Annotated in this window: 25 protein-coding genes; 14 read left to right on the top strand and 11 right to left on the bottom strand. The window is 62.9% G+C overall.

The window, feature by feature from the left end:
* Position 1 precedes the first annotated feature (1 nt).
* Both V473_RS16875 and V473_RS16870 read left to right on the top strand, forming a co-directional pair.
* Positions 2 to 1228 carry an acyl-CoA dehydrogenase family protein gene (locus V473_RS16875; protein ID WP_201785543.1) on the top strand — a complete coding sequence of 409 codons (1227 nt, stop codon included), beginning with the start codon at positions 2 to 4 and terminating at the stop codon, positions 1226 to 1228.
* Positions 1229 to 1285: 57 nt separating this feature from the next.
* Positions 1286 to 1882: a malonic semialdehyde reductase gene (locus tag V473_RS16870; RefSeq protein ID WP_066607707.1), complete on the top strand. Its 597-nt coding sequence runs from the start codon at positions 1286 to 1288 to the stop codon at positions 1880 to 1882.
* 34 nt (positions 1883 to 1916) lie between these two features.
* Here the strand turns inward: V473_RS16870 and V473_RS16865 are convergent, their stop codons facing one another.
* Genes V473_RS16865 through V473_RS16855 form a run of 3 tightly spaced genes read right to left on the bottom strand, consistent with a single transcriptional unit; the run spans position 1917 to position 5082 of the window.
* Positions 1917 to 3140 (bottom strand): cytochrome P450, encoded by a 1224-nt coding sequence (locus V473_RS16865; protein ID WP_066607706.1) that lies wholly within the window; start codon positions 3138 to 3140, stop codon positions 1917 to 1919.
* A gap of 53 nt (positions 3141 to 3193) precedes the next feature.
* Positions 3194 to 4357, bottom strand: a complete 1164-nt coding sequence (locus V473_RS16860) for an acyl-CoA dehydrogenase family protein (RefSeq protein ID WP_066607703.1) — start codon at positions 4355 to 4357, stop codon at positions 3194 to 3196.
* Between the two features lie 17 nt (positions 4358 to 4374).
* Positions 4375 to 5082, bottom strand: a complete 708-nt coding sequence (locus V473_RS16855) for a GntR family transcriptional regulator (protein ID WP_066608669.1) — start codon at positions 5080 to 5082, stop codon at positions 4375 to 4377.
* Positions 5083 to 5194: 112 nt separating this feature from the next.
* Here V473_RS16855 and V473_RS16850 point away from each other — a divergent pair, with 112 nt between their 5' ends.
* From V473_RS16850 to V473_RS16830, 5 genes are all read left to right on the top strand, one after another.
* Positions 5195 to 5647: a hypothetical protein gene (locus V473_RS16850; RefSeq protein WP_242495986.1), complete on the top strand. Its 453-nt coding sequence runs from the start codon at positions 5195 to 5197 to the stop codon at positions 5645 to 5647.
* A gap of 118 nt (positions 5648 to 5765) precedes the next feature.
* The gene (locus tag V473_RS16845) at positions 5766 to 6602 is read left to right on the top strand and encodes an SDR family NAD(P)-dependent oxidoreductase (protein ID WP_066607700.1); all 837 of its coding nucleotides are present in this window, start codon (positions 5766 to 5768) and stop codon (positions 6600 to 6602) included.
* A 20-nt stretch (positions 6603 to 6622) separates the two neighbouring features.
* Entirely contained in the window at positions 6623 to 8200 is a 1578-nt protein-coding gene (locus V473_RS16840) for a phytoene desaturase family protein (protein ID WP_066607684.1), read from the top strand.
* An 11-nt stretch (positions 8201 to 8211) separates the two neighbouring features.
* Positions 8212 to 9306 (top strand): phosphotransferase, encoded by a 1095-nt coding sequence (locus V473_RS16835; protein ID WP_066607681.1) that lies wholly within the window; start codon positions 8212 to 8214, stop codon positions 9304 to 9306.
* An 18-nt stretch (positions 9307 to 9324) separates the two neighbouring features.
* On the top strand, positions 9325 to 10461 hold the full coding sequence (locus V473_RS16830) for an epoxide hydrolase family protein (RefSeq protein ID WP_066607678.1): 1137 nt from the start codon (positions 9325 to 9327) through the stop codon (positions 10459 to 10461).
* Between the two features lie 5 nt (positions 10462 to 10466).
* Here the strand turns inward: V473_RS16830 and V473_RS16825 are convergent, their stop codons facing one another.
* From V473_RS16825 to V473_RS16815, 3 genes are read right to left on the bottom strand one after another with little or no spacing between them, the layout of a single operon-like run.
* A complete protein-coding gene (locus V473_RS16825) occupies positions 10467 to 11294 on the bottom strand; it encodes an SDR family NAD(P)-dependent oxidoreductase (protein ID WP_066607662.1) in 828 nt (275 codons plus the stop codon).
* 39 nt (positions 11295 to 11333) lie between these two features.
* Complete coding sequence (locus V473_RS16820; RefSeq protein WP_066607658.1) at positions 11334 to 12701, bottom strand: phosphotransferase; 1368 nt, start codon at positions 12699 to 12701, stop codon at positions 11334 to 11336.
* Positions 12698 to 13093, bottom strand: a complete 396-nt coding sequence (locus tag V473_RS16815) for a nuclear transport factor 2 family protein (RefSeq protein ID WP_242495985.1) — start codon at positions 13091 to 13093, stop codon at positions 12698 to 12700. Before V473_RS16815 ends, V473_RS16820 begins: the two co-directional genes overlap by 4 nt.
* Positions 13094 to 13255: 162 nt before the next feature.
* On the opposite strand from V473_RS16815, the gene V473_RS24440 reads away from it, so the two are divergent.
* Genes V473_RS24440 through V473_RS16800 form a run of 4 tightly spaced genes read left to right on the top strand, consistent with a single transcriptional unit; the run spans position 13256 to position 14782 of the window.
* On the top strand, positions 13256 to 13426 hold the full coding sequence (locus V473_RS24440) for a hypothetical protein (RefSeq protein ID WP_244884462.1): 171 nt from the start codon (positions 13256 to 13258) through the stop codon (positions 13424 to 13426).
* Positions 13427 to 13437: 11 nt separating this feature from the next.
* Positions 13438 to 13956, top strand: coding sequence for a hypothetical protein (locus V473_RS16810; RefSeq protein WP_244884460.1), 519 nt, complete (start codon positions 13438 to 13440; stop codon positions 13954 to 13956).
* A complete protein-coding gene (locus V473_RS16805; protein ID WP_066607654.1) occupies positions 13953 to 14540 on the top strand; it encodes a cytochrome c oxidase subunit 3 in 588 nt (195 codons plus the stop codon). Before V473_RS16810 ends, V473_RS16805 begins: the two co-directional genes overlap by 4 nt.
* Positions 14537 to 14782: a cytochrome C oxidase subunit IV family protein gene (locus V473_RS16800; protein WP_066607652.1), complete on the top strand. Its 246-nt coding sequence runs from the start codon at positions 14537 to 14539 to the stop codon at positions 14780 to 14782. The genes V473_RS16805 and V473_RS16800 overlap by 4 nt, the downstream gene beginning before the upstream one ends.
* A 9-nt stretch (positions 14783 to 14791) precedes the next feature.
* Here the strand turns inward: V473_RS16800 and V473_RS16795 are convergent, their stop codons facing one another.
* The 5 genes from V473_RS16795 to V473_RS16775 form a co-directional block, all read right to left on the bottom strand.
* Positions 14792 to 15571, bottom strand: coding sequence for an SDR family NAD(P)-dependent oxidoreductase (locus tag V473_RS16795; protein WP_066607651.1), 780 nt, complete (start codon positions 15569 to 15571; stop codon positions 14792 to 14794).
* Positions 15568 to 17214, bottom strand: a complete 1647-nt coding sequence (locus V473_RS16790; protein ID WP_066607650.1) for an FAD-dependent oxidoreductase — start codon at positions 17212 to 17214, stop codon at positions 15568 to 15570. Before V473_RS16790 ends, V473_RS16795 begins: the two co-directional genes overlap by 4 nt.
* Positions 17215 to 17253: 39 nt before the next feature.
* Positions 17254 to 18312 carry a class I SAM-dependent methyltransferase gene (locus V473_RS16785; protein ID WP_066607646.1) on the bottom strand — a complete coding sequence of 353 codons (1059 nt, stop codon included), beginning with the start codon at positions 18310 to 18312 and terminating at the stop codon, positions 17254 to 17256.
* Complete coding sequence (locus V473_RS16780) at positions 18305 to 19330, bottom strand: LLM class flavin-dependent oxidoreductase (protein WP_066607643.1); 1026 nt, start codon at positions 19328 to 19330, stop codon at positions 18305 to 18307. Before V473_RS16780 ends, V473_RS16785 begins: the two co-directional genes overlap by 8 nt.
* Positions 19331 to 19425: 95 nt before the next feature.
* The gene (locus V473_RS16775) at positions 19426 to 20109 is read right to left on the bottom strand and encodes a TetR/AcrR family transcriptional regulator (RefSeq protein ID WP_165363583.1); all 684 of its coding nucleotides are present in this window, start codon (positions 20107 to 20109) and stop codon (positions 19426 to 19428) included.
* A 147-nt stretch (positions 20110 to 20256) separates the two neighbouring features.
* Between V473_RS16775 and V473_RS16770 the strand changes: the two genes are divergently transcribed.
* Genes V473_RS16770 through V473_RS16760 form a run of 3 tightly spaced genes read left to right on the top strand, consistent with a single transcriptional unit; the run spans position 20257 to position 24530 of the window.
* Positions 20257 to 21879 (top strand): GMC family oxidoreductase, encoded by a 1623-nt coding sequence (locus V473_RS16770; RefSeq protein WP_066607639.1) that lies wholly within the window; start codon positions 20257 to 20259, stop codon positions 21877 to 21879.
* Positions 21876 to 23366, top strand: coding sequence for an aldehyde dehydrogenase family protein (locus V473_RS16765; protein WP_066607638.1), 1491 nt, complete (start codon positions 21876 to 21878; stop codon positions 23364 to 23366). Before V473_RS16770 ends, V473_RS16765 begins: the two co-directional genes overlap by 4 nt.
* Positions 23367 to 23369: 3 nt before the next feature.
* The gene (locus V473_RS16760; protein ID WP_066607635.1) at positions 23370 to 24530 is read left to right on the top strand and encodes a sulfotransferase family protein; all 1161 of its coding nucleotides are present in this window, start codon (positions 23370 to 23372) and stop codon (positions 24528 to 24530) included.
* Positions 24531 to 24554: the final 24 nt, after the last annotated feature.

Raw genomic sequence — 24554 nt, 5'->3', positions numbered from 1 at the left:
GATGGCTACCTTGGCAAAGTTTGAATCCGCCACGAAGATTGGCTTCGCCGACAAAAGCGTCGCCGACGCGATGGTGGAAAAGGCGCGCGGCCTGCGCAGCTTCCTCCAGAGCGAGGCGCCGGCCGGCGAAAAGCGTCGCAGCCCGACCCCTGCGGTCGACAAGATGCTGAAGGACGAAGGGTTCCTTCGCCTGCTGCTACCGCAGCGGCTGGGCGGCATGGGACTGTCGCCGACCGATTTCTGCCGTGTGCAGATCGAAATCGCGAAGGGCGATCCGGCGATCAGCTGGGTCATGCAGATCATCAACGGCACCAGCTGGATCACCAGCCTGGCCCCCGACGGGGTGCAGGACGCGGTATTTGCTGACGGCGCGCAAACGGTGTGCGGTGCATACAACCCGCCCGGCAAGGCGCGCAAGGTCGATGGCGGCTGGATCATCAACGGCAAATGGCCCTATATGTCCGGGTCGCGCCAGTCGAACTGGGCGCAGCAGGGCGTGGTGCTGGAAGATTATGACGGCCCCGTCGTGCCTGGTATCAATATGTGCTATCTGCGCATGGACCAGATGACGATCGAGGACAGCTGGTTCGTGTCCGGGATGCAGGGCACCGGGTCCGACACCGCCATTGCCAAGGATGTCTTCATTCCCGACGCGCAAATGGCGCTGATGACCGAGAGAACCGGCCAGATCGACCCGACGAAGCGCCATTTCGGTGCGCCGTCCGACCTTTTGCCCGCCGTTCCGGTGGTCCGCACGACCGGCATCGCGCAGTTGATCGGTGCGGTTGAGGCCATGCTGGAAATCGTCACCGCCGAAGCGCCCAAGAAGCCGGTGTTGACCACGATCATCGGCCCGCGCACCAGTTCGGGCGCCTATATGCGCGACCTGGGCGAGGCCGCCGCGATGATCGACACGGCCAAGCTGATCCTGTTCGACCTGACCGCCAAGCTGGACCGGATCGGCGTGGGTGAAGAATTTTCGATTGCGGAGAAGGCCAAGCACAGGGCCGCGGGCGCGCAGATGATCGAACTGGTCCATGGCGCCAGCGAATCGCTGATGTTCCAGGCCGGGTCCTCGGCTTTTGCGCTCGACAAGCCGATCAATCGTTACTGGCGCGACGTGTCGATGGCGACCCGGCATATCCAGAATATTCCAACCATTGGCTATGAAATTTATGGCCGCGCCACCACCGGGGCCGATCCGATTTCGCCGCCGGGCGCCTATTGATCTTTCGGGCCGTCCGCCAAGCAAACGGACGGCCCGGTTTTTTTCGACGGAGCCTGCATGGCGCAGACAGACGCATCATGCGACGACATGTTGGATCGCCTCTTTCGGCAAGCGCGTACCCATAATGGCTGGACCGACCGTCCCGTCACCGGAGAGATGGTGCGCGCGCTGTATGATCTGGCGAAATGGGGGCCAACGACGGCCAATAGTTGTCCGGCGCGGTTTGTGTTCATCCGTTCGGCGCAGGCAAAGGCGCGGCTGATGCCCCACATCAATCCAGGCAATGTCGACAAGGTGGCGCAGGCGCCTTGTACAGTCATCATCGCGGGCGATACGCGATTTTACGAGGAATATGATACCCTGTTCCCTTCACGCGACATGCGGAGCGTGTTCGAGGGGAACGAGGCGCTGATCGCCGATACGGTTTCGCGATCTTCGACATTGCAGGGCGCGTACCTTATCATGGCGGCGCGGGCGATGGGGCTGGATTGCGGGCCGATGTCGGGCTTCGACGCGGCGGGCGTGGATGGCGAATTTTTCCCCGATGGGCGGTGGCAGGCCAATTTCCTGTGCAACATCGGCTATGGCCGACCCGAAGCACTGCATCCGCGTAACCCACGCCTGGATTTCAATACCGCCTGCCTCGACCTGTAGGGGCGCCCGCCACGAAACGAACGCCCCCTTGCGATCAGGCGGCAGGCGTCCAGACCAGCGGCAGCGCGACCGGCTGGATCATACCGAGATGACATTCGACCTTGTGCCCCGGCGCGATGCGGAATTGCGGGATGCGGGCCAGAAACTCCTCCATCGCGATCCGCAATTCCCGCCGCGCCAGATGCATCCCGACACAGGTATGTATGCCAAAGCCAAAGCCGACATGGCGCGGTTTGCGGTCCAGCCTTACTTCGGCAGGCGCATCGAATTCGGCCGGATCTCGGCCCGCAAGCGTGGTCGACATTGCCACCTTTTCCCCCGGCATGAAGCGCACGCCGCCGACCTCGGTTGCCTTGATGCAGGTGCGGAAGGTCGTCACCGCGCCATAGGCTCGCATCAATTCATCAATCGCGTGCGGGATTTCGGACGGGTTGGCGCGCAAATAGGCCTGATCGTCCATCGCGCTGCCCAGATGGCGGAAATGCAGCCCCATATTGGTGGATACGGTATCCAGCCCGCCAATGAAAAGGTTGAACATGAAGCCCAGCAATTCATCCTGCGTCAGCGGCCGATCGCCGATCCGGCCCTGCACCCCGAAGCTGATGAGATCGTCGCGCGGATTGGCGCGTCGGTCTTCGATTTCACCACCCAGATAATCCAGCACATTGCGGGTCGCCTCGGCGATTTTCGAAAGGTCGTGATTGTGGAGAAGGTTCATTTCCCACTCCATGAACTCGGCCACCCGGTCATGAGGCAGGCCCATCAGGTCCATGAACACCTTGATCGGAAATTCGAACGCGAAATCGGCCATGAACTCACATTCGCCTTTGCCGGCGAAGGCGTCGATATATTCGACCGCATATTGGCGGATTTTCCCCTCCAGCGCGGCCATGGCCTTTGGCGTGAAGGCGGGGTTGACCATCTGGCGGAAGGGACCATGGGCCGGCGGGTCCAGTTCGGCGGGCGAATTGATCCAATTGCCGCCGACCAGTTTGGAAAAAGGCGAAAAGTCCGTCGAAGAGAAATGTTGCGTGTCCAGATAGATGGCGCGCATATGCGCCATCCGCCGGGGCACCCAGGCGGCAGTTCCGCCCGGATAGGCGTGCGGCGCATAGATGATATCCGGGCCGTCATGCACTGCCATCGCCATGTCGTCGAACGGATCGCGATCGGTCGTCATGCCAAAGATGAAGGGAAAATCGGGTTTGACCAGATCGGCCGGCACATGATCGGGAATGGGCTGGGGCGGAAACATCATGATCGTCTCTTTCCTTGGTCGACAGAGAGGCTGCACGCCTTTTGACGCGTCTTTCAGAATGAACGGGGCAGCCCCAGGCTTTCGGCGATGCCGTTGCGGACCATTTCATTGGTGATCGGACCGATCCGCCACAGACGGCTATCGCGCCAGTAGCGCTGCATGTCGGTTTCCGCGGAATAGCCCATGCCGCCCATGATCTGTATGCCACGATCGGCGGCCGCATTGGCATTTTCCGACGCCATGAGTTTGAGCATATTGGCCTCGACCCCGACATTTTCGCCGCGCGCCTGCTTATCAGCACAGAAATGCAGCATCAGTTCGGTGGTCTTCTGCATGGTCGCGATGTCGGCGACATAATGTTGCAAGCTCTGGAAACGGCCGATGATCCCGCCAAACGCCTTGCGCTGCTTCATATAATCAAGCGCATCCTCCAGCACCCCGTCGATGACGCCCAAGCAGAAGGCGCCGACCATGATGCGTTCATTGTTGAGCGTGGGCAGCAGCATGTACCAGGCCTTGTGCGGCGCCCCCAGCACCTGTTCGTCCGCAACGAAGGCGTCCTCGAAATGCACCGAGCAACTGCCCATCGAGCGCATACCCAATTTGGCCAGCGGGGTGATCTTCACGCCTGCCGTCCTGGTCGGCACCCAGAACAGAGTCAGGCCCTGATGCTTCTTTTCCGTCTCCTTGTCGCTCCGCGCGATCACCAGCAGATAGTCGGCGACATGGGCGGAGGAGGACCATATCTTTTCCCCATTCAGTTTCCAGCCGCCCTCGACCCGATCGGCGGTGGTAGTCATTCCGCCCAGCAAGTCGGTGCCGCCACCCGGTTCGGTAAAGGCGATCGCCGCCTTCAACTGGCCGGTCGCGATCAGCGGAAGATATTTCGCCTTTTGTTCGGGTGACCCATAGAGGCCGATCGACTTCGACCCGGCAAAGCTGGTGATGCCCCATATCCAGGCAAGACCGCCCAGCGAGCGGGCAAGTTCGCGCGCCAGCAGCATCTGCATGACGACATCGCCACCCTGCCCGTCATATTCTTCCGCAATGCCGATGCCATGGAATCCCGCCTGGGTGAATTTATCCCACAGAGCGAATGGATAATTATGTTCGTCCTTTTCCAGTGCGCGCGCCCACTCCTTCGGCACTTCCTTGTCGACCCAGCGGCGCACCATGTCCTGAAAAGACCGATATTCTTCTGGCAGTTCGAAATCCATGTCCTGTGTCTCTTCTTTTATAAGGTCTGATGAGCGATTGACGGTGAACAGCCCGCCTGCGCGATGGCGATCAGGCGTGTGGCCATATGGTCAAGGCAGGCGATTACGCCGGGATGATCGCCGGCCCTGAATGCGGTCAGAATCGCCTGATGCTGGGCCAAGCCGATGGTCGTCAGGGTTTGCAAGCCGTGCAGCAGGATGAAGCGCGCGATCAACCCGCGCCGGTCGAGCGTGGAGCGCAGCAATTCCCGGTTCGCCGATGCTGTGATAAAGATGGTATGAAAATCAAGGCCTGCCGCGATCGCTCCGGCATGGTCCCCGGTGTCGAGCGCCGTGCGATAGCGAAGGATCGCCTGATCGAGCAGCGCATTTTGCTCGACACCGATGCTGCTCATCCCCCAGGCATAGCCCAATCTCCACAATTCCCATTGCACGCGCAGCAGATCGCGCGTCGCGGGAAAATCGATCGGCGTCACGCGCTTCAATCGGTGCGCCTCGATCTCAACCAGCCCTTCGGACGCCAGCGTGCCAAGCGCTTCGCGGATCGGCGTGGCGCTGACGTTCAGGCTGGCGGCCAGCGCGGTTTCACGCAGTAAAGTGCCCGGCGATAGGGCGCCAGACACGATGGCGTCACGCAGGCGATCAACCACCGCCTGCCGCAATGTCGAGGGAGATCGCAATGGCGCGCTGGCGAAGGCGGCGGTCGGGACCGGAAGCGGGCGCATATCGGGCTGGTTCAGAAACGATTCCATAGTCTATAGAATTATGCTGCGCCTTCGCGCTTGCGCCTGTCGGTTGGTAGGGCCCGCACAAAGAGGTGCGCGATAGGGCAAGGTCATGAATTGCCCGAAATGCCGCGCGCCGATCAACGGTTTTGGAAAAGGCTGCATCGCGTGCGGTCATAGCGGCAGCGATCTGCGCCGCGCCTTATTATGGACGCTGGTGCCCACCGGAATGATCGCCGCCACGCTGGGGCTGTCGATCGCCATTGCCGAAGCGCATCGCACCGGCAGCAGCCGCAACAGGCACAGCAACGCCATAGAGGCGAGAGACGCGGCGGGACGCACGCAGGCCTTTGCTAAGCTGATGCACGATGCGGGCGAGGTCTGCACATCGACGAATCGGTCGCTGTTTCGCGGCGACATCGGCGCCAACGCGGTATGGGCGATCGGTTGCGGCGACACGGGCGACTGGATGATCCTGATCGCGAACAATGGGACGACGCGCGTGTCGCAATGCGGGCCGATGGAAAAGGCGGGCACGCCTTGCTGGACGCCGCTGGATTCCTAAGCGGCATAGCGACCGCCCTTCCGCACGATAGGCCGCGCGAAGACATTCGCCTTATAGTGTTCCGCCAAAGCCGTGAAAGGCCGCAAAATGGCCGGCGCCAAGAGAGGACTGATACCCGATGCGTAAAATCGACCTGCCCGCTTTCGATTCCGCTGCCTTTGCCGCATCCTATGGTCCATGGGCCATCATCGCCGGAGCGTCTGAGGGAACGGGCGCCTGTTATGCGCAGCAGTTAGCAGCAATGGGCATCAATCTTGTGCTGGTATCCCGCCGTCTGCCTGCGCTCGAAGCGCTGGGCCAGCAGCTTGCCAACGACCATGGCATCGTATTTCGGGCGATTGCGGCCGACCTTACCGAAGCCGGCGCGGGCGGGCGCCTGGTCGAAGCGACCGCCGATCTCGACATTGGCCTTTATATCTCCAACGCTGGTGCGGACGGCGCGGGCAACAGCTTCTTTGGCGCGCCGGTGGAACGGTCGCTGCGGCTGCTGACCATGAATGCCGCCAATGTGCTGGAGGCGGTCCATGGCTTTGGCAATCGCTTCCTGGCGCGGGGCAAAGGCGGCGTCATCATCATGTCGTCCGGCGCTGGCCTAGGCGGACAGCCCTGGCTTGTCATGTATTCGGCCACCAAGGCGTTCGAACTGAATTTCGTCGAGTCGCTCTGGGCCGAGCTGGATGGCCAGAATATCGACATTGTCGGCGTCGCCGCGCCGATCATGGACACGCCGACCTTGCGCCGCGCGACCGAAGGGCTGGGGATGGACTATAGCATCGCCTATGATCCCTCCGACGTGTGCGCATTGGCGCTGGCCAGCTTGGGCAAGGAACCGCTGGTGATTGTGCCGGACGGGCCGGACGAAGCAAAAATTCCCCAGATTCAAGCCGATCGCAAGACGCGCCTGGTCGCGCTGGCCGAATGGGGCAAGGCCTATACCGCCGCCGCCACTGCCTGAAGCAGCAAAGGACAGAGAGCATGACCGATCAGGTGGACGTCGTCGTCATTGGAGCGGGCCATAATGGCATGGCCGCCGCAGGCTATCTGGCGCGCCAGGGCAAGAAGGTCGTCGTGGTCGAACGCATGGCGAAGGTCGGAGGGATGACCAGTTCGGGCTATATGATCCCGGAAGCGCCCGAACATCTGGTCACGCCCTGCGCGGTGGAACTGCTATTCGCGCGCAAATCGGGCATAATCGAGGATTTCAAGCTGGCCAAATATGGCCTCAAGACCGTCGATCCCGATCCGACCTATGCCTATCTGCACCCCGATGGCAGTTCCATCGCTTTATTCTACGATTACAAACGCACGGCCGAGGATATAGCCCGGATCAGCCGCAATGACGGCAAGGCCTATCTAAAGTTCATGGAGACGCTGAACGTCATGATGGACATCGGTTTTCCGATGATGATGGCGGAACCGGGTCGCCCGGACATGAAGAACCTGTCCAAGATGATCGGCAGCGCCGTGCGCAACGTACGGTTGAAGGATGAACTGGTCGCCATGTCGAAAGCGACCGCCGATCAGGTCGCGTGCGAACGGTTCGAACATCCCGCCACCATCGCCCTGCTGCTGGGCATCGCGGCAGGTGCCGGGCCAGTCGATGATGATGGCAATGCAGCGGCCTATATGATCTTTGCCGTCACCCATAAATATGGGACCGGCAAACCGATCGGGTCGCTCCAGTCCTTTTCCGACGCGCTGGCGCGCAGCATCGAAGCGTCCGGCGCGACGATACAGCTTAACGCCCCCGTCGCCGAAATCATCGTCGATGATGGTGCGGCCAAGGGCGTGCGGCTGGAGGATGGCCGGGTAATCCGCGCCAAGATGGTCATCGCCACCTGCGACCCGCGCACCGCCATGCGCCTGACGACGCCGGGCGGGGTCGATCGCACATTGATGCAGCGGATCGAACATGCGCCAGCCAATCGCTCGAACGCCGCGCCGTTCCTGGCCAATATCGCCATGTCGGGACCGCTCACATTGAAGAAGCATCAGGATTTGCGGCATGACGATGCGGACCTGAACAAGGCGGTCGGCCTGATCGGCACCCCCGAAGAAGTGCGCGAATCCTTCGCCACCGCGCGGCGCGGCGACATTCCCGACCGGCACGCCATGTCGCTCAGCCCGCTGTCGAACAGCGACCCGACGCAGGCGCCGCCGGGCGGATCGCTGGCCTATGTCTATCTGCCGGGCATGGCGGTGGATGCCCGCGAGGGCTGGTCGCCGGCACTCAAGGACAAGACCATGTCCTCGATCATCAACCATCTGGGCGAATATTATGACGGACTGGACACCGAAGTAGGGCGCTTCGTCGAAACCGCGCGGGAGCGGGAAAAGCGGCTGAACGTCACCAATGGCTGCGTCACCCATATCGATTTCGGCGCGCTGCGGTCGGGCGTGCATCGCCCTGCCACCGGCTTTGGCGGTCCCAAGCCGCCCTTCCCCGGATTTCTGATCGGCGGCGCGGGCGCGCATCCGGGTGGCGGCGTGTCGGGCATTGCCGGCCGCATTGCGGCCAACCGCGCGCTGCGCGAACTCAAGAAAATGAAATAAGGGATGATGCCATGACAAGTCTCGCAAATCCGGTCGGCATCCCCGCCCGGCTGGACGATGTGACTGCCGACTGGCTGACGCAAATCATGCAGTCGCGCTATCCCGGCATTGTCGTCGAGGATATGGAACAGGTTTTCCTACGCAATAGTCACACGACCAAATATCAGGTGAAGCTGACGCTCAACGATGTCGGCAGGGCGGCGGGCATCCCAGAAAATGTCTGCCTGAAAGCCAATTGGGCGCAGTTCGAAAGCCAAGGCATCTGCCGGCTGGAAGCCCGCTTCTACGAGGATTTTCGCCGTCTCGTCGCCTTCCCCGCGCCCCGTTCCTTCTTCGAGGCGTGGGATCCGCGCGAGGATAGCGGGCAGGGACTGGTCGTGATGGAGGATTTGTCGATCGAGGGCGGCCATTTCGGCGTCTCCACCGACCATATGGGGGTGGAGGAAGCCGCACGCGCCGTCGCCAGCCTGGCGAAAATCCATGGCGCCTTCTGGGACAGCCCGGTGCTGCACGCAGCCGACTGGCTGCCGGTGTCGATGGTGACGCCGGTGGACGTGCAGCAACTCCACATGATGTACGGTTTTGCCGAGAAGAACCACGTAAAGCCGGAATATCAAGCATTCCTGCCCGGCTGGATCAAGGGCGACCTGTCGCGCCTGCATACCGTGTTCGACGCGCTAATTGACTTTGCGCAGCATAAGGAACAGGGTCCATGGTGCCTGGTCCATGGTGATAGCCATCAGGGCAACAGCTATCTGCGCCCCGATGGCGAGCGCGTATGGCTCGACTGGCAACTGGTGCGCAAGGGGCGGCCGATCCGCGACTTCACCTATTTCGTTCTGGGCGCGCTGACGATCGAAGAGCGACGCGCAAACGAACGCGACCTGTTGCGCCATTATCGCCGCTGCCTGGTCGAAACCGGGGCGCAAAATGTGCCGGACGATGAGACATTGTGGGAATATTATCGCCGGTGGCCGCCCTATGCGATGCAGGCGTGGATCGCGAATATGGACGAGTGGGGCCAGAAGGGGATGCACATCGTCGAGCGCATCTTCGTCGCTGGCGAGGATCTGCGAACGGTCGAAGCGCTGGGCGTCACCTTCTAAAGATCAGGGGAAAGCGCCATGTCGGATTCCATCACGCCCTTTACCGTCGCCGTGCCGCAGGATGCGTTAGACGATCTGCACCAGCGTATCAGCAACACGCGCTGGCCCGCGACGGAGACGGTTACGGACTGGAGCCAGGGCGCGCCGATCGCCGCGATGCGCGACCTGTGCGCCTATTGGGCCAATGGCTATGACTGGCGGCGGTGCGAAGCGGCGCTCAACGCCCTGCCCCAGTTCATGACACAGATCGACGGCCTGTCGATCCACTTCCTGCATGTGCGCAGCCCTCGTCCCGATGCCGTGCCGCTGATCCTAACTCATGGCTGGCCCGGATCGGTGCTGGAATTCATGAAGGTCATCGGGCCACTCAGCAACCCTGCGCCCGACGCGCCCGCCTTCCACCTCGTCATCCCCTCGCTGCCCGGCTATGGTTTTTCCGACAAACCCGCCGCGACTGGATGGGGCGTCGAAAAGATCGCCGATGCCTGGATCACCCTGATGCGGCGGCTGGGCTATGATCGCTTCTTTGCACAAGGCGGCGATTGGGGCGCGGCGGTCACGACCGCCATCGCCATGGCCGCGCCCCCGGAACTGGCGGGCATCCACCTCAACATGCCGCTTGTCTTTCCCGAAGCTGGCGACTTTGCCGACCTGACCCCCGCCGAGGCCAGGACGGTCGAGCGGATGCAATATTATCAGGACCATGATGCCGGCTACGCCAAGCTCCAAGGGACAAGGCCGCAGACGATCGGTTACGCTCTGGCCGATTCCCCGGTCGGGCAGGCAGCCTGGATTTACGAGAAGTTCCAGGCGTGGACCGATAATGAAGGTGCGGCAGAGGACGCGCTGTCCCGCGACGAGATGCTGGACATCATCAACCTCTACTGGCTGACCAACAGTGCCGCGTCATCGGGGAGACTCTATTGGGAAAGCGCTGGCGCATTCAAGGCGCAGCGACTCGACCTGCCGGTCGGCGTCAGCATCTTCGCACAGGAAATCTTCCGCCCGTCGCGCCGCTGGGCGGAACGCAGCTATCCCGATCTGGTCCATTGGAACGAGCTGCCCGTCGGTGGCCATTTTGCCGCGTTCGAGCAGCCTGACCTGTTCGCCGCAGAATTGCGCGCCTGCTTTGGCGCGATGCAGGCCCGCACCTGAAGGCATCAGGGCAGAAAGGCTATCGGCGCGCCCATGGTCGCGCGATAGGACACAGGTTGCTTGCCGTCGGTATCGCGCACGCCATAGCGCTCGCCCAGTTCCGCACCGATCAGCGCCTTACCCGAAAGGGCGGTAAGGCCGGGATCGTCCATCAAGCGATCAAGGACCAAACCGGAAAATTCCGGCGTCTCCCAAGTTGGCAGCATCGCGCGCAAGTCTTCGGGCAGCATGTCGGGCGGCATGGCGCGCACCGCATCGGTCAGGATGAAACCGGGCCATAGCGATATGGCCGACACGCCGTGGGGGGCGAGGTCGATCGCCATGTCAGCGGTCATCTTGTCGGCCCCTGCCTTCGCTGCGCCATAGGCCGGTCCATGGAAATATGACACTGCGCCATAAAAGGATATGGTCGCGATAAGCCCCCGGCCGGCCGCGACCATCAGCGGCGCGGCATGATAGGCAGCGACATAGGATGACCGCAGACCCACATCGATCATGTCCGCCAGCTTGAGCGATTTTTCCCAAAAGCCGCCCGGCGCGATCAGGTCCATGGCATGAACGGCGGCGGCATTGTTGACCAGCAGATCCAGTCGCCCTCCTGTCCTGTCCGCCAGTGTCGCAAAAGCCGCCGCTACCGCATCGTCATCGCGATGGTCGCATTGCAGCGCCAGCCCCCTGCCCCCTGCGCGGTCGATCTCTGCCACCACATCGGCCAGCTGCGCGGTGTCACGGCCGGTGACCGCGACCATATGTCCGCGCGCGGCAAGCCCACGCGCGATCCCGCGACCCAGCCCACGCGTGGCCCCCGTCACCAGCACTATCTTGTCGCTCATCCTTATCCCTCTCTCCGTCCAGCCCGATAGAGCGCATAATCAGCGTGTCGCGGGCAACACCACATGGCTCGCCGCCGCCCCCAGCGCGGTGGGACCAAAGAGCTGGAGCCGCCGCCCCTCAATCGTGCCTAGCAGACGAATGAGCGCAGCGTCCTGGTCCGGCTCCACCGCGCTCGCATATCCCTCCAGCGCTGCGGCAGCCGCATCCCAGCCATCGAAGGACTCGCCTAGCAGCGCGGACACATCCGCGATGTTGCGCGCGACCATGTCCGCCCCATGGGCATCGGCGCGCTGTGCCCATTCGATCAATTCGGCGACCTGCGCCTTCTGCATCTGCGCGCCTTCGTCAGACACCGGCACCCCGGCCAGCGTATCGGCGATCTTGGCCATCAAGGGGCAATTGTCGCCCCGCTGTTCGGCCAACGGAGGCAGATCAGGCAGTGCGACACCGGAAAGGGCCGACAGCGCCAGCAGGATGGACCGGCGCAGCGCCAGGTCGAACATCAGATAGACCGAATGGGGATCGCCCGGTTTGGGCACGCCCACCGTGCCGGCAAACTGCATGGTTCCCAGCAGCGAAAATTGCAGCACATGGAACAGCACGACATCATGATCCACCGGCTCCCCGGTCGCTTCCTCATAATAACGGACCAGTTCAGGCAAGGGGGCGCCCAGCGGCTCATAACTGTTGCGCATCCCCATCGTGGCAATATCGACCAAGGGATCGCCGATCATGGAAAATTCGAAGTCGTACAGCTTTGTCATCGCGCCCTGATCGACCAGATATTGCCCGGAATCGAACTGGATGAAGCTGGCCTGGGTGCGATGACGCGGCACATTGCGGCGCAGCCAGCCGATGACGAAGGCCAGCAGCGGTTCGGGACGGCTTTTCGTTCGCTGATAATGCGGCATATAGGCGTCCAGCCCCGCCAGCGCGATCGCCTCCGCGCCTTCGGGGCGATGCAGGCCAGCGGCGACGAATGGCTCGATCGGCAGCCGGTGCATCGCCGCGATCGCGTGCATATAATCACACCCGATCGCGCTTTTGGTTGTTTCGTCCAGCGCGGAAAAATCGCGCGTGCCCGCAATGGCTTCCATGACGATACAGGGCGGGTCAGCCAGATAACCATGGATTTGCGGCACGGGCAGGCCGTGCTGGTGAAGAATGTCGATCACATCGGCCTCCCGCTTGAGATCGGGAAAGATCGAAACGTCGCCGCCCCGGTCGCCGCGCAGATGCAATCGCGCCACCGCACCGTCGATCGCCACATCGGCAAACCAGGATGGACGCCAGCGCACCAGCCGTTCCAGACCGACGACTTTGCCACCCGTCAGTTTTTCGACAAAATGCGTGATCCGTTCGACGGCGGCATCGTCATATTCGTTCAGAGGGACAGGGCCGCTCATCGTCCGGTTCCTTCCGGCGCGAAGGCTTCAGCGGCTGCGCGCGTATCCATATATTCACGTCCCGACACGATCTGCCCGTCGCGTATAACCAGAAGATTATGATATTCGTTGCGATAGACCCGGTCGGGAAAGTGCATTTCACCCCGCACCTCGATCGCTACTCTTTCCCCTTCCGCCGTGATGCCCACGACTTGCGCCATCCGTCGATGCGCCGACAGCAAACCGCTGGTCACGCTGGCGATAAAGTCGGCACGGCTCATGTCGCCATAGCCCAATATCCACCACTGGCAGTCGGGATGCTGCAAAGCCTCCAGCGTTGCGATATCCCCTTCCTCGACCGCCTGCATATATTGGCGGGCGACCGCCTTGTTCGCTTCGATGTCCTGCATCATCCTCTCCCGCGATCAGCGCCGCATCCATGGTGCGCGGTCGGCTCTGCTTCTCTGTGCAGGCAGCAGCGGTCGGCATAACCCTATCGGAGGGCGGGTGGCCTGCGCTTCCCGGCTGGCAATTTCACGCCGGGCGCGCAATCCACGCGCCGGGGGAGGAAAGCCATGGGCGGCAACAGCCTGACGATGAAGATATGCACCCTGATGGGCGCGCTGGCCGGAACATTGTTGTTCCTGGGCATATGGCCGCTGGCGCAGATGTTTCCGCCGCTGCCCCCGTCCATGCCCGCCGCCCAGGTGGCCGATTTCTATCGCGCGCACCAGACGGCATATTGACCGGCGGGATATTGATCGCCGCTTCCTCGCCGCTATTCTTTCCCTTCGCGGCGGCGATCGCGACCTTTCTGAAGAAGATCGAGGGCGAACATGCGCCGCTGACTTTAGCCTTCCTGATGATCTGTGCGGCAGGCTTCGTCACCGTCTTTCTGGCCGGGCTGTTCTTCACCGTCGCAGCCTACCGCCCGGACTATCCCGACACGACGATCGCGATCATGAGCGACATCGCCTTTTTCCTGTTCGTGATGCCCGCCGTTCCGGCTTTCGTTCAGAATATCGTGACCGGCATCGTCATTCTGGGCGACCGACGGGCGCAACCGGTGCTGCCACGCTGGCTGGGCTATATGAACCTGTGGACCGGGGTGCTGTTACTGCCCGGCCTGGCAGTCGGCCTGTTCAAGGTCGGTCCCTTTGCGTGGAATGGCGTTCTGGCTTTCTGGGTGCCGGCGGTGGTGTTCGCCATCTGGTTCAACCTGATGATCGTCGCGATGCTGGGTGCGATCCGGCGTGACGCCTTGACGCAGGCATGAACGAGGAGGCAATCCACCCGCCGCGCCGCGCCGCACGCGGCCATGTGCCGGGCGAAGAAGGCGTCTGGGTCTTCATCGGGGGCGATCTGGTCGCCTTCGCTATTTTCTTCATGACCTACGCAGTCGCCCGGCGTCAGGAGCCGGCCCTGTTCGATCGCGCGCAGGCATTGCTTGATCGAGGGCTTGGCCTGCTCAACACATTGCTGCTGCTAACCAGTAGCCTGCTGGTCGCGCAGGCGTTGGCGGCGGTACGGCGCGATGATCGCCGCGCGCGTCCGCTCCTCTTGGGGGCGATGGCGCTAGGCACCGGCTTCGTTATCGTCAAGGCGTGCGAATATAGCGCGAAGATCGCGCAGGGTTTCACGCTCAACAGCAACGATTTTTCCATATTTTACTATATGTTTACCGGCATTCATTTGGTCCACGTCTTGATCGGCCTGGGCGTTTTAGCCTTTGCGGTGTCGCGGTTCGACAACAGGGGCGCGTTACGCGGCGGCATCGGCGTGATCGAAGGCGGCGGCGCCTTCTGGCATCTCGTCGATCTGCTGTGGATCATCCTGTTTGCACTGTTGTATCTGGTATGAGCCGCCGTCTCACGCTGATCTGGGCCTTGCTGGTCGCCGCCACGCTGCTGTCTTTTGAAACGATGGGGTTGGGCGACGCCAGGATCGGCGGCGCGCTGATCCTGCTCCTCGCCTTCGCCAAAGTGCTGCTGGTCGGCCGTGAGTTCATGGAATTGCGCCATGCGCCGCTGATGCTGCTCTGGCTGTTCCAGGGCTGGGTGGCGGTCACAGGTGCGGCTCTGGCCTGCCTTCTCATCTTTTAGGACATTGCGCTATTTCGCGCTCCACCCGCCATCGACCGGCAGCACTTGCCCCGTCACCATCGCGGCCGCGTCGGAACAGAGCCACAAGATCGTGGCGGCCTGTTCTTCGGGCGTAATGGCGCGGCGGATCGGCTGGTTCGTCACCAGATCGGCAATGATCGCCTGCGCTATGTCCTCACCGGCTGTCTTATATGCCTCCGTCGGCACCACGCCGGGCGCAATGCAGTTCACTCGCACTCCGCGATCGGCATAGGCGACGGCTGCAAATTTGCTCAGGCGGATCACGCCCGCCTTCGCCGCAGCATAGGCCGCGCCCGCCGCGCCGACATGCAGCAGGGCCGCGAGCGAGGTGATGTTGACGATCGCACCGCCGCCATGGTCGATCATATGGGCGATCTGATGCTTCATGCCCAGAAAAACACTGTTCAATGACAGGCGCTGGGTAAAGTCCCAGCCGTCGAGCGGCTGGAGATGCAGGTCGGGCCCCGTCGCGCTGATTGTGGAGCCACCCGCGATGTTGGCGGCGACATGCAGGCCGCCGAAATGATCGACAGCTTCACGAACCAGCGCGGCGACCTCAGCCTCCACAGTGGCATCGGCACAGCGGAACAGAACGTCATGCCCCTGCGCGCGCAAGTCCGCCGCCGTCGCCTCTCCGCCGTCGGCATTGATGTCGGCCATCAATACATGCGCGCCTGCCTGCGCAAAGGCCGTCGCCGTCGCCTGACCGATGCCCCCTGCCGCTGCCGTCACCAACGCAACCTTGCCTGAATAATCGTAGCGGATCACTCTTCTTCTCCCTGCTGCCTGGTCATGGCCAGCGCGGCGCGATGGCCGTAAAGCATCCCGCGCATGTTCGCGATGCCGCTATTATATCCCCCGCCCCAGTCGAGCCACGCGGCCGCATTGCCCGCCGCATACAGGCCGCAGATGGGTTTGCCATGGGGGTCGATCACCTGCCCGTCCATGTCGATCGGCAATCCGGCGGTCGGCACGCCCATCGTCACCCGCATCAGCGGCACGGCATGGAAGGGCGCGCGCGCAATCGGGGCCATGTTGGGATATGGCAGGCGCGGGTCGCCGGTCATGATCCGGGGCCAAGGCATTTTGCCCCTGCCAAAATCATGATCGACGCCATCTGCGCAAAAATCGTTGAAAGACTCCACGGTGGCGCACAGGCCAGGCAGGTCAATTCCGGTCTTGCCGGCCAATGCCTCAAGCGTCGGCGCGGAAATCGCCATGCCATCGGGCAAGGGCTGGCCGGGCCATGCCGGCAGCAGGCCATATTTGTCGAGCATGTCCTGATCGAAGATGATCCAGGCGGGCCAATTCGCCAGCCCGCCTTCCTGCCCGTCGAACCGCGCCACCCGCGTCGCCAGATCGGGATAGAAGCTGTCGTCGGCGAAACGCTGGCCCTTGCGATTGACGACGATGCTGTGGGGTGCGCCCGGCAACCACATCCGTGTCGAAGCTTGGCCATAGATATTTTCCCCCGGCACCGCATAACCGAGGAAGATAGGGGTTTGCGACGGCGCGCGCGCGGGCAAAGGCAGCGCGCCAGCCGCAGCGGCGAGGGCGAAATGATCGCCAGTGATGCTGGGCGGCGCCATGCTGCCAGCCTGCGGCAGGGCATCGAACGCGCGGACAAGATCGGCGCGCCAGTCATAGCCGCCCGTTGCCAGCACGACGCCCAGCCGTGCCTGAATGGCGTGGTCGCCCAAAGCATCGCGCATGATGACGCCCCGCACTTCCCCATCTTCGACGACCAGCCGCACGACTTCGCTCGATGCGTGCAGTGCCACCCCCCGTTCGACCGCCGCGACCACCTGAGCGGCGGCCAGTCCCGCGCCAGCGCACCGCTCGCCCGCCGCCAGATGCTGCGCCAGACGGTCGCCGATGAACGCGCCACCGTCCTGCATGTCGATCCACTCGTTTGACGTCGTATAGCTATAGCCATCGCCATAGGGAGACGCGAGAACGTCGTGGGCCAGATCGCCCAGCCGATCGGCGGCGAATGGCTTTATCTCGACATAGCGCCCTTGCGCCGCTGAACCGTCGACCAGCGGATAATAATAGTCCGGCAAGCCGCGCACCACCTGCATTTCCAGCCCGATGACGTCGGTAAAATAGCGCAATGCCTGCCGGCTATGTTCGAAATAGACGTCGCGCAGGGCGGGGACGGCGAATCCCTGATGCAAATGTCCCAGATATGCGTTGGCGGCGGCCATGCTGTCGGTCATGCCCGCCTCTTCCGCCAGATGGTTGGGGCCAAGCCATAATTGACCGGAAGAAAGCGCCGACACGCCTCCCAACTGCACGAATTTTTCGAGCACGACGACACGCGCGCCGGACTGTGCCCCCGTCAGCGCTGCGGAAAGGCCCCCGATGCCCGACCCCACGCACACTATGTCGAAAGAGGAATCCCAGTCCATAATCTCTCCCATCGCCGAAGCTATGATCGGGCATCGGCCCTATGCATCGCGACGGACCGCGAGCAGGATGTTGAACGCCTGGCTGCGTTGCGGGTCAGCGGCGATCCGCGCCGAAAGGCGATCAACCAACAGGTCGAGCAGTTTGGCGGCATCGCGTGACGGATCGACGGCGGCGATCAGGTTCGGGCCATTGGCCGCCCGCATCATCGCAGCCCATTGCCGCCCCAGCAGCGCCGCATCGCCCGTTCTCACATAGGCGTCCCAATAGGGATCTGGCGATTCGACCAGCGAGAGATGGTCGATGACCAGTCCGGGCAATCCATTGGACGCAAAGGGTGCGGCGACTTGTTCGATGGAACGACCCGCCGATGGCGCTGTCATCCGCCACGTTTCCGCCATGGTCAGCCACCCTTCCTCTCGTAGCGAGAGGATCGATTGCCAGAAATGCCCGGCCATCCATTCAAAGCCATGACTGTCGGGACCGCGCCCCATAAATTGGCAGATCAGCTGCCCGCCAGGTCGCAACTCGGCCCGGCGCGCCTCCAGGAACCGCAACCAGTCGTCCGCCAGAACGGCATCAACGGCGGCGCGCGCCTCGGCAGATTGGCTGAATATGGCCCAGCCATGATCGTCCACCGCGACAGGACTGTGGCTCATCCAGTGCAATGCGTTGGACGACCAGCCAATATCCACGCTGGACGCGGGCAATATCTGATCGAAATAGGACCGCCCTATTGCGCTGGGGTAAATGCCGTCCCGCCCCGCCATGTAGCTGGCGGGGTCATGGTCCAGCACCGCGAACAGAGAGGCAAAATCGTTGGAAGGCAGGTCGGTATGAACGATCTGGACTGCGCGCGATCCATCCCCGACTCGCACAAGGTCGATGGCAGACCCCATCGGCACCATCGAATTGCGCCCTTGCGATGCGCCATAGTCGACAATGGTGACCGGCCCGTGCGACCGCGCGCCGATGCTGCGCGCTGCCGCTTCCAGCAAGGGGAGCGCGCTTTGCAGATTGGCCTGTTGTAAACCGGAATGGCGATTATAAAGACCGCCTCCCGCCATGGCCGCGACCGGCCGGTGTGCGACGTCAGTCATAAAAGGCGTCGGCAATGCGCTGACCATATATCGCCGATTTTTCGGGCGACAGGCCATAATGGGGGATAACCGGCGTGATCGCGTCTGCCTGCGCCGCGCGTTGCGCCACGCGATCGCGCACCTCGTCACGCGGACCGATGATGGCGATGCTGTTCACCATGGCGTCCGTGCACGCCGCTGTCATCGCCTGATAATCCCCCCGCGCGAACGCAGCCTGTATCGCCGCCGCCTCTCGCCCGAAGCCGATCTCTTGGAAATAACGCAGATATTGGGGCGATTGACTATAATAAGCGATCGTTGCCCGACAATCGTCCGTCGCCTCGCGCCGGTCATCGGAAATGGCGGTGAAGATCGATATATTGAGCGTGAAAGCATCCCGCGCCCGGCCCGACAGGTCCAGCCCAGCCTTGATGGCGGGCATCACTTCCCGATCAATCCAGGCATCGTTCCACAGGGGGTGACCGAGCAACCCGTCGGCGATCTCAGCGGCCTGGGTGCTGGCCTTTTGAAACAGGGCGGGCAGGATGATCGGGATGTGCGCGCGCACGGGCGGGTGCAGCAGGCGGAAATGGGACAGGTCCAGCCGATGATAGTCGCCGCCCAGTTCCGTCAGTTCGCCGCTATGTCCCTTGGTCACGATGGCGCGGATCATGCCGACAATTTCCCGCATATGGGCGAGCGGCTTGCCATAGACGCTGCCAAAGGAGCCTTCGACCTGGCTCTGCGCGCTGGACCCCAGACCCAGCACGACCCGTCCATCGCTGACAAGGTCAAGATCGATCGCGCTGCACGCCGTTTCGAGCGGACTGCGCACAAAGGCGAGTGCGATGCCCGTCCCCAGCTTGACCCGCTGCGTCGCCGGCGCCACGGCGGCCAATGTCGTGAAGGGCGCACCGAACATCTGCGGCGCCCACAGCCCTTCCACGCCCGCCGCTTCGAGGGATTGAGCGATGCCGACCAGATTCGCACCGGGCATCGGCATGATCTGCGCCCAGACTGGCTTGCGCCGTTTCGTCATCCGTCTCTCCCTGAATCGCAAAGCCGCACGACCGCGCGGGCCTGACTTTTGCCAGCATTGGCAAGAGAGTTAGAAGACGATCGCCTTTACACAGCCTATCCTTGGAAAGGGCAACCCTGGTTCGCCGCCGACCCGGCCGTCCCGTCGTTATCGTCGAAGGGCGGCTGCATCAGCAAGGCGCAACCGGTGGCGATCAAATCCTCCAGATATTGATCGGACTGCGGATAGCGCCCGCCGGTCAGATTGGCGACACGATCGCCATAGCTGACCCCCATCAGGAAATTGGTCACCGCCACGGAAAGGCGCATGGTGAATACCTGATCCGACATATCGGCGCAGCGCGTGCGCAGCGCCTGATGCACCAGGCGAACCGCCGGCTCTTCATGCCTTGTATCAAAGGCTTCATCGAACGGGTCGTTGAGGATCAGATGCAGGATGAATTGCGAATAGATCCAGCGCTGTCGCCCTGCAAACGCGTCCAGCACGGGCAGCAGGAACAGTTCCAGCAAGCCGCGAATGTCGTCCGGCAACTTGGGCAGACGCTGCATCCTTGTCATCCGGCAATCATCCACTTCCGCCTGACGAATGTCGTAGATCGCCCGGATCAGGCGGTCTTTCGACCCGAAATGGCGATAGATGGCGGAATTGTTCCCCTGTTTCGCGACACGCAGGATTTCCCGTATCGACGCCCCTTCGATGCCGCGCTCGGCAATGATTTCCTCTACCGCCAGCAGCAATTTCTGCGCGACGGGGCCATGATCTGCAAATCTCGCTTTCATCCCAAAACGCATGGCAAGCCCTCCCCGCCAAGCCAAGCGGAAATATGGCGACGATGACAGCGCGCACCCCCGCCCCCCTATCACAGGACAGGTGGGGCAATGGACGGGTCTGTGGTCTGTAACGTCATGGCGAGGAACCGGAACAACATGATGCTGCATGGCTATGACTATATCATCGTCGGCGCAGGATCATCCGGCTGCGTCCTTGCCAACCGCTTGTCCGCCGATCCCACCGTCACCGTCTTGCTGGTCGAGGCTGGACCCGATGACAATAGCCCCCTGATCGCAATGCCGCGCGGCATCGGCAAATTGCTGGCGCCGGGCAATGCCCATGTCTGGGACTATGCCGTATCGCCGGGCGGCAACGGGCCGCAGGAAATCTGGTTGAAGGGGCGAACGGTCGGCGGGTCGAGTTCGGTCAACGGCATGGTTTATGTGCGCGGCGCGCCCGCCGATTATGACGCATGGGAAGCGGCAGGCTGCACCGGCTGGGGCTGGGACCGGATGGGTCGTCACTTCGTCGCGCTAGAGGATCATGCGCTGGGCGCGAAGCCATGGCGCGGCACTGGCGGGCCGCTGAAGGTCAGCGTCCATCCAGCGGGCGACCCGCTGTGCGAGGCGTTCCTGGACGCGGCGGCGCAGGCCGGGACGCAGCGGGTCGACGACATGAACGACATCCCCGCCGTCACGCAGGGCGGCATGGGCTATCAGCCAACATCCACCTATCGCGGCAAGCGCTTTTCCGCCGCGCGCGCCTTTCTGAAACCGGTGCGGGGACGCGCGAACCTGACCGTGGCGACCGGCACCGACGTCCAGCGCATCCTGTTCGATGGACAACGGACCAGCGGCATCCTGCTGCGCGACAAGCATGGCGTGCATGAGGTTGCGGTACGGCGCGAGATCATCCTGTCGGCCGGCGCGATTCAGAGCCCAAAATTGCTGCAATTGTCGGGCATCGGCCCCCGCGCCCTGCTAGAATCGATGGCCATTCCGGTGGTGGTCGATGCGCCCGGCGTCGGCGCGAACCTGCGCGAACATCGCTATCTGGGTTTCACCTATCAGGTGCGCGGCAACAGCCTGAACCAGAAGCTGTCTGGCCTGGGCCTCATCGGATCGGTCCTGCGCTACATCTCCGGATCGAAGGGCGCGCTGACCCACGCCGCGCATGAAGTGGGTGGCTTCATCAAGACGCAGGCGTCGCCCGACCGGCCCGATGCGCAGATCGGCCTGGGGCTCTATTCCTTCCATACCAATGCCAAGGGCGCGGTGGCGCTGGACCCCTATCCGGGGATGACCGTCATCGCCTATTATCTCCGGCCCGACAGCCAGGGGCAGGTGCGGATCAGTTCCGCCGATCCCGATGCGCCGCCCGTCATCGACGCCAATCACCTGGCCACCGATACCGACCGGCGGCACTTCGTCGCCCTGTTCCGCTGGCTCCGCGATCTGGCCACGCAACCCGCGCTCAAGGACTGGATCGTCGCGGAGACGGGCAAGACCGTGGGCATAGAGACGGACGAGGACATATTGGCCAATGCGATCGGTCTTGGCGGCACGTCCTTCCACATTTGCGGGACGTGCCGGATGGGCGCGGATGCGGACGCCGTACTCGACCCGCAGTTGCGCGTGCGTGGCGTCACCGGCCTGCGCGTGGTCGACACCTCCATCATGCCGACCATCGTGTCGGGCAACACCAATGCGCCAGCCATGGCGATCGCCCTTAACGCTGCGGAGATGATCCTGCGGCCCGGACAGGATATCCACCCATGACCATCCCCTTCACAACGATCGACAAACTCTACATCGACGGCGCATGGGTTGCCGCAGGCGCAGAGCGCGACGCCATCATCAATCCGGCGAGCGAAGCGGTGATCGGCCACGCGCCCGTGGGCGATGCAGCGGAGGCGGAGGCGGCTATCGCGGCAGCGCGCGAGGCGTTCGACAATGGCCTCTGGCCGCGCATGGCGATGTCGGAGCGCGCGACCTATCTGCGCCGGATGCACGCGGCGCTGGACGCGCGACGGCCGCAGATCGTCGCGCTGATCGTGGCGGAGGTCGGCTGCGCGCAGGGCGTGACCCGCGGGATGCAGGTCGCCAACCCGCTCGACCATCTGCTCGCCGCGCTGGACCATTCGACCCGCGACGACAGCGTCCGCCTGCCGATCGACATCACGCCCAACCCGTTCGATCCCGATGGCCCGCGCAAGATGGGAGGGACAACGGTGGTGCGCGAGCCAGTGGGCGTGGTCGCGGGCATCACCGGTTATAATTTCCCTTTTCTCATCAATCTGGCCAAGATCGTGCCGGCGCTGCTGGCGGGCAATACGCTGGTGTTGAAACCCTCCCCTTTCACACCCTTTTCGGCGCTGTTGTTCGGCGAGATTGCCGAGGAAATCGGCCTGCCCAAGGGGGTGCTGAACGTCATCACCGGCGGGCCGAAGGTCGGCACGATGCTGACCAGCGACCCGCGCGTCGACCTGATCAGCTTCACCGGGTCCGAAGGCGTCGGCGCGGCGATCATGGCGCAGGCCGCCCCGACGCTGAAGCGCGTGCATCTGGAACTGGGCGGCAAGTCGGCGCTGATCGTGCGGCACGATGCCGATGTCGCGCGGGCGGCGGCGATGGCGGTCGCCATACTGTCCGTCAATGCGGGTCAGGGCTGCGCGCTCCTTACCCGCCTGGTCGTCCATAACAGCATCCGCAAGGCGTTCGTGGAAACCGCCTGCGCCGTCGCCAGCCATTTCAAGATCGGGGATCCGATCGATCCGTCCGTGGCGATGGGGCCGTTGATCCGCGAATCGCAGCGGAGCAAGGTCGAAAATCTGATCGCCATCGGCCGCGACGAAGGCGCAAAGATCGTCCATGGCGGCGGGCGGCCTGCGGGCCTGGACAAGGGCTTCTTCACCGACATCACGATTTTCGACGATGTCGACAACGCCATGACCATCGCGCAGGAAGAGGTGTTCGGCCCGGTCGGCTGCATCATCGGCTTCGACAGTGACGAGGAAGCGGTCCGCATCGCCAATGATAGCCGCTACGGCTTGAATGGCGGCGTCGAGACGGCGGACGCGGCCAAGGGATACGAAATGGCCCTGCAAATCCGGTCAGGCAGCGTCATGCTGAACGGAGGCACTGGGCGCATGAGCTATGCGCCGATCGGCGGCTACAAGCGATCAGGCGTCGGGCGCGAATACGGTCCCGACTGGCTGCACGAATATCAGAACCAGAAGTCGATATTCTATCCGGTGGGGATCTGAGCCATGGCAACGATCAGCAGCGCCCATGAATTCCCCGACGCCGATACGCTTCTGGACCGCCATCCCCTGCCCGGCTATCTGCGCGACAATGTGAGGCCCGGCCTGACGATGTTGCTGGCGTCGATGGCGGAGGACCGCGACCTCAACGCTAACGGTCATGCCCGCGCCCTGCATATCGTCAACGATGACCTGTCGCGCCTGAAAGCCATCGCCGACGATCGCGCGCGCTATCCCGACATTGCCGATGTGGAGATCAGGCAACCACTGTTCATCCTGGGCCTGCCCCGCTGCGGCACCAGTTTCCTCCATGCGTTGATGGATGGCGACCCGCAGATCCGCACCCCGCTGATGTGGGAAGTAGCCGAACCCTCGCCCCCGCCAGAGGCCGCGACGGCGGACACCGACCCGCGCATCGCCCGCTTCGACGCGCATCTGCGCGCGCAGCTGGGCGCGGATGCCGATGAATTGCTGAAGGCCCATCCGCTGGGCGCGAAGATACCGCAGGAATGCGGATCGTTCATGACGACATCCTTCCAGAGCAGCAATCCCTGCATGTTCCAGAAGCTTCCCCGCTTCTACGACTGGTTCAAGGGGATCGACGCGACCTTCCGCTATGAGGTGCACAAGATGTGGCTCCAGCATCTGGGTTGGCGTCATCCGGGGAAACATTGGGTGCTCAAGATTCAGGAGCATATGTACAAGCTGCCCGCATTGCGCAGCGTCTATCCCGACGCGATCTTCATCCAGCCGCATCGCGACCCCACCACCGTCATCGCCTCTATCTCGCAATTGATCAGCGTCATTCGCGGGCCATCCTATGACGATCTGGACCTGCACGCGCTGGGGGCCGAGTTTCTGCAACTCTGGTGGGACGGGGTGAAGTGCAGCATGGACTATCGAAAGGCGCATCCCGACCTGCCGATCCACGACATGCGCTACAAGGATCTTGTCGCCGATCCAGTCGCCACCATCCGCGCGGCCTACGACCATTTCGGCTGGAATTTCACGCCGGACTCGAAAGCCGGCATCCTTGGTTGGCTCCACGACAATCCGGCGGGAAAGCACGGCCCGCGCAGCTATACGCTGGCCGATTATGGGCTGACCACCGATCAGGTCAGCGACCGGTTCGCCGAATATATCGAGACATACCGTGCCTATATCTGATCCATCCGCTTGGCGCGCCTGGCT

Source organism: Sphingobium cupriresistens LL01, from assembly GCF_001046645.1.
Taxonomy (GTDB): domain Bacteria; phylum Pseudomonadota; class Alphaproteobacteria; order Sphingomonadales; family Sphingomonadaceae; genus Sphingobium; species Sphingobium cupriresistens.
This window is presented reverse-complemented; position numbering and strand designations above follow the sequence as displayed.